At 62.4% G+C, this 3,141-nt stretch carries 4 protein-coding genes; all 4 read left to right on the top strand.

What is annotated here, in order from left to right:
• The first annotated feature begins 63 nt into the window (after positions 1 to 63).
• The 4 genes from QZY01_RS00250 to QZY01_RS00235 are packed head-to-tail and all read left to right on the top strand — an operon-like array spanning position 64 to position 3,099.
• Positions 64 to 531, top strand: coding sequence for a transposase (locus tag QZY01_RS00250; RefSeq protein WP_294531930.1), 468 nt, complete (start codon positions 64 to 66; stop codon positions 529 to 531).
• Positions 528 to 881, top strand: a complete 354-nt coding sequence (tnpB, locus tag QZY01_RS00245) for an IS66 family insertion sequence element accessory protein TnpB (protein WP_294531928.1) — start codon at positions 528 to 530, stop codon at positions 879 to 881. The genes QZY01_RS00250 and tnpB overlap by 4 nt, the downstream gene beginning before the upstream one ends.
• A gap of 50 nt (positions 882 to 931) precedes the next feature.
• Positions 932 to 2,506, top strand: a complete 1,575-nt coding sequence (locus tag QZY01_RS00240; protein ID WP_294531926.1) for an IS66 family transposase — start codon at positions 932 to 934, stop codon at positions 2,504 to 2,506.
• Positions 2,503 to 3,099, top strand: a complete 597-nt coding sequence (locus QZY01_RS00235; protein WP_294531924.1) for a UPF0149 family protein — start codon at positions 2,503 to 2,505, stop codon at positions 3,097 to 3,099. The genes QZY01_RS00240 and QZY01_RS00235 overlap by 4 nt, the downstream gene beginning before the upstream one ends.
• Positions 3,100 to 3,141 lie beyond the last annotated feature (42 nt).

Below are 3,141 nucleotides of genomic sequence, written 5' to 3'. Positions count from 1 at the left end.
GTTAGCGGCACGGCGACCCCACCTACCAATTTTTTGAACGTTCGCTAGCATTCTGGTCGGGCCATGGATGGAGCGGGTGTCGCTGTGAAGAATGATAGTCCTAATGATACTCATCAAGACAATCGCAATGACAACGGGAGCTATCGCCGGATCGAGTTGATCACCGGGACGACGCGCCGGCGGCGCTGGAGCGATGACGAACGAGCGCGGATTTTGGCGGAAAGCTTCGAGCCGGGCGCGAACATCTCGGCGGTCGCCCGACGGCACGGCGTGCATGGCGGCCTGCTGCACTCCTGGCGCAAGAAAGCCAGGATGCGGGCTGACGAAGCGGCGCAGGCGGATGCGCCGCTGTTTATTCCAGTGGCGACCACCAAGGCGAGCGGCGACGCTGTCGGTGAGACGCCTCGACCGCTGCCGTCGTCCGGCCGGATGATTGAGATTGAGACCAGAGGCGCGCTGGTGCGCGTTCCGGCGGGCGTCGACCCAGAAACGCTGGCGGTCGTGCTGGCTGCGCTGCGTCGCGCCGGATGATCGGCTTTGGCGACGAACGCAAGGTTTTGGTCGCCGCGCGGCCGATCGATTTTCGCCGTGGCGTCCATGGTCTGGTGGCGATGGCCGCGCAGGCTTTGAACGGGGATTTCTATCGCGGCGATATCTTCGTCTTTCGGTCGAAACGCAAGGACCGTTTGAAGCTCCTGGTTTTTGACGGGTCAGGAACAATCCTGGCGACCAAATGGCTTGAGGAAGGGGCGTTCACTTTTCCACCGGTTCAAGACGGCGCGATCGTTCTGACGGCGACGCAACTGTCGGTTTTGGTTGCCGGACTTGACTGGACCCGGGTTGCCAAAAAGCCCGTGAAACGACCGCATAAAACGGCTTGAATCGCCTCATTATGCTGGCGATTCAAGGCGAATTGCGCTAGTATTTCTTCATGGTTCTTCCCCCAGAAAAACTCCCGCGCGACCCCGATCAGCTGATCGAAATCATCCTTGATTTACGCGGCGAAGTCGAGGCGCTGCGGACAGAGGTCGCGACGTTGAAGACAATGGTCTTCGGGCCGCGATCGGAACGAAGCGCCCTCATCGTCGCTGAACAATTATCGCTGGGATTGGATGGCGATGAGACGAACGCCGCCATGCCGACGCCCGCCAATGACGACGGCGCCGCCGTTCAACCCGCCCAAACGCGGAAAGTCCGCCGCAAAGCGCAACGCAATATCGGCGCTCTGCCTGAGCATTTGCCCCGCGTCGAGCAGACGATCGAGCCCAGGACGACGGTGTGCCCGTGTTGCGCCGGCCGCCTTCACCGCATCGGCGAGACCGTCAGCGAAACCCTGGACCGGGTTGCGGCTGTGCTGCGCGTATTGCGCACGATCCGGCCGAAATACGCCTGTCGCGGTTGTGAAGAAGCAGTCGTTCAGGCCCCCGCGCCGCCACGTCTGATCGAAAGCGGAATGGTCTCGACCGCGCTCGTCGCCTGGGTTGCCGCGGCGAAATACGCCTGGGGCTCGACGCTGTATCGTCAGGCGCTGATCCTGGCCGGCCAAGGCGTCTCCATCGATCGCCAGACGCTGGCCCGGTGGATGAAACGGACGGCCTGGATGCTGAAGGGCCTTTATCTCGCGCAGATCGCCGCCATGCATGCGCATCCGCGCCTGTTTGTCGACGAAACTCCCGTGCGAGTGCTCGATCCTGGGCGAGGCCGAACGAAGATATGTCAGTTCTGGGCCCACGCCACGGACGATCGCTCCTGGAAAGGGCCCGCGCCGCCAGCGGTCGCCTATATCTTCGCGGACGGCCGGGGCAAGAAGGAGATCGCCGGACAATTGGCTGGCTTCGAGGGCGTGCTGCAAGTCGATGGCTATGCCGCCTACACGGCGCTGGCGGGAGACAAGGCGCACGCCGGCAAGATCCAATTGGCGTTTTGTCTCGTTCATGCGCGCCGGAATTTCGTCAAAGTCCACAAGACGACCAACTCGCCCTTCGCCAAGGAAGTCATCGAGCGCATCGGCGCCGTCTACGCGATCGAAAAGAAGATCCGCGGCCTGGACGCCGCCCAGCGCCGCGCCGTGCGGCAGGCCGAGACAAAGCCGCTGATGGAAGCGTTGAAGGCCCGGTTCGAAGAGACCAAGGATGGGATATCGCGCGGTTCGACCCTGGTCAAAGCGATCGACTACGCGCTCGAACGCTGGGCCGGCCTGACCTTGTTCCTGGAGGACGGGCGGCTGGAGCCGGACACCAACACCGTCGAACGTTCGATCCGGCCGATCTCCATCGGAAAAAAGAACAGCCTGTTTTGCGGAGACGAAGGCGGGGGCCAGACCTGGGCGATTATAGCTTCGCTCCTGAACACGGCCAAAATGAATGGCCTTGATCCCGAAAGTTATTTGACCGATGTGTTGGAGCGGATGGTCTCAGGCCGCACGACAAACGACCGGCTGCATGAGCTGTTGGCGTGGAATTGGAAGCCCGACCGGCCTGCGCAGCCGGTCAAGGCGGCTGCATGACGCAGCAATCGCTGTTCTCGTATGAAGAAGTCGATCTGATCCTGCGTGGCGAGGGAGATGACGACTTCGTCGGCATGAGCGCGATTGACGGCCTGATCGCCGCAGTCGTCGCAGGCCCCGCCTTTATCGAGCGGGATGAATGGCTGCGGCAGATTATCGGCGACCGCGCGATCGCCGCTGCTCCGGGATCCCAGACCCAATCCCTGGCGCAATCAATTATGCGTCGCCACGATGAGGTCGGCGAGATCCTGGCCCATCGGCCGGAAGCCTATCTGCCGATGTTCATGCAGGACGAGGGCGCCATCGTCGCCGAGCAATGGACAATCGGGTTCATGCTGGGGGTCGGACTGCGCGCCAAAGCATGGGACAAGATCATGCTTTCCTCGTTCCGGCAGACGCTGGCGCCAATCCTTTCGGTTCACCTGGTCGGCCGCCGGATGATGCCCGATGTCCCGGAACCTGAACTCGATCGGATCGCGACAACTGCTCCCGGCGCGATCGCCAACGTCGTGCCCATTCTATACCGGCACTGCGCGGATCGGCGCGCTTCCAGTCGGCGCCTTGCAAAATCGCGCTCGCCGCACCGCCGCTAACCGAAATCAAAAATCAGCCCGTGGCTGCGGCGTACCGCTTAC

The sequence above is a fragment of the uncultured Rhodoblastus sp. genome (assembly GCF_903903185.1).
GTDB lineage: Bacteria > Pseudomonadota > Alphaproteobacteria > Rhizobiales > Beijerinckiaceae > Rhodoblastus.
The sequence above is the reverse complement of the archived record's forward strand: the minus strand, read 5'-3'. Positions and strand labels throughout refer to the sequence as shown.

Excerpts from the sequence above, each read along its gene's own strand:
- QZY01_RS00235 (WP_294531924.1), top strand. The coding sequence starts at position 2,503 with ATGACGCAGCAATCGCTGTTCTCGTATGAAGAAGTCGATCTGATCCTG.
- QZY01_RS00240 (WP_294531926.1), top strand. The coding sequence starts at position 932 with ATGGTTCTTCCCCCAGAAAAACTCCCGCGCGACCCCGATCAGCTGATC.
- tnpB (WP_294531928.1), top strand. The coding sequence starts at position 528 with ATGATCGGCTTTGGCGACGAACGCAAGGTTTTGGTCGCCGCGCGGCCG.
- QZY01_RS00250 (WP_294531930.1), top strand. The coding sequence starts at position 64 with ATGGATGGAGCGGGTGTCGCTGTGAAGAATGATAGTCCTAATGATACT.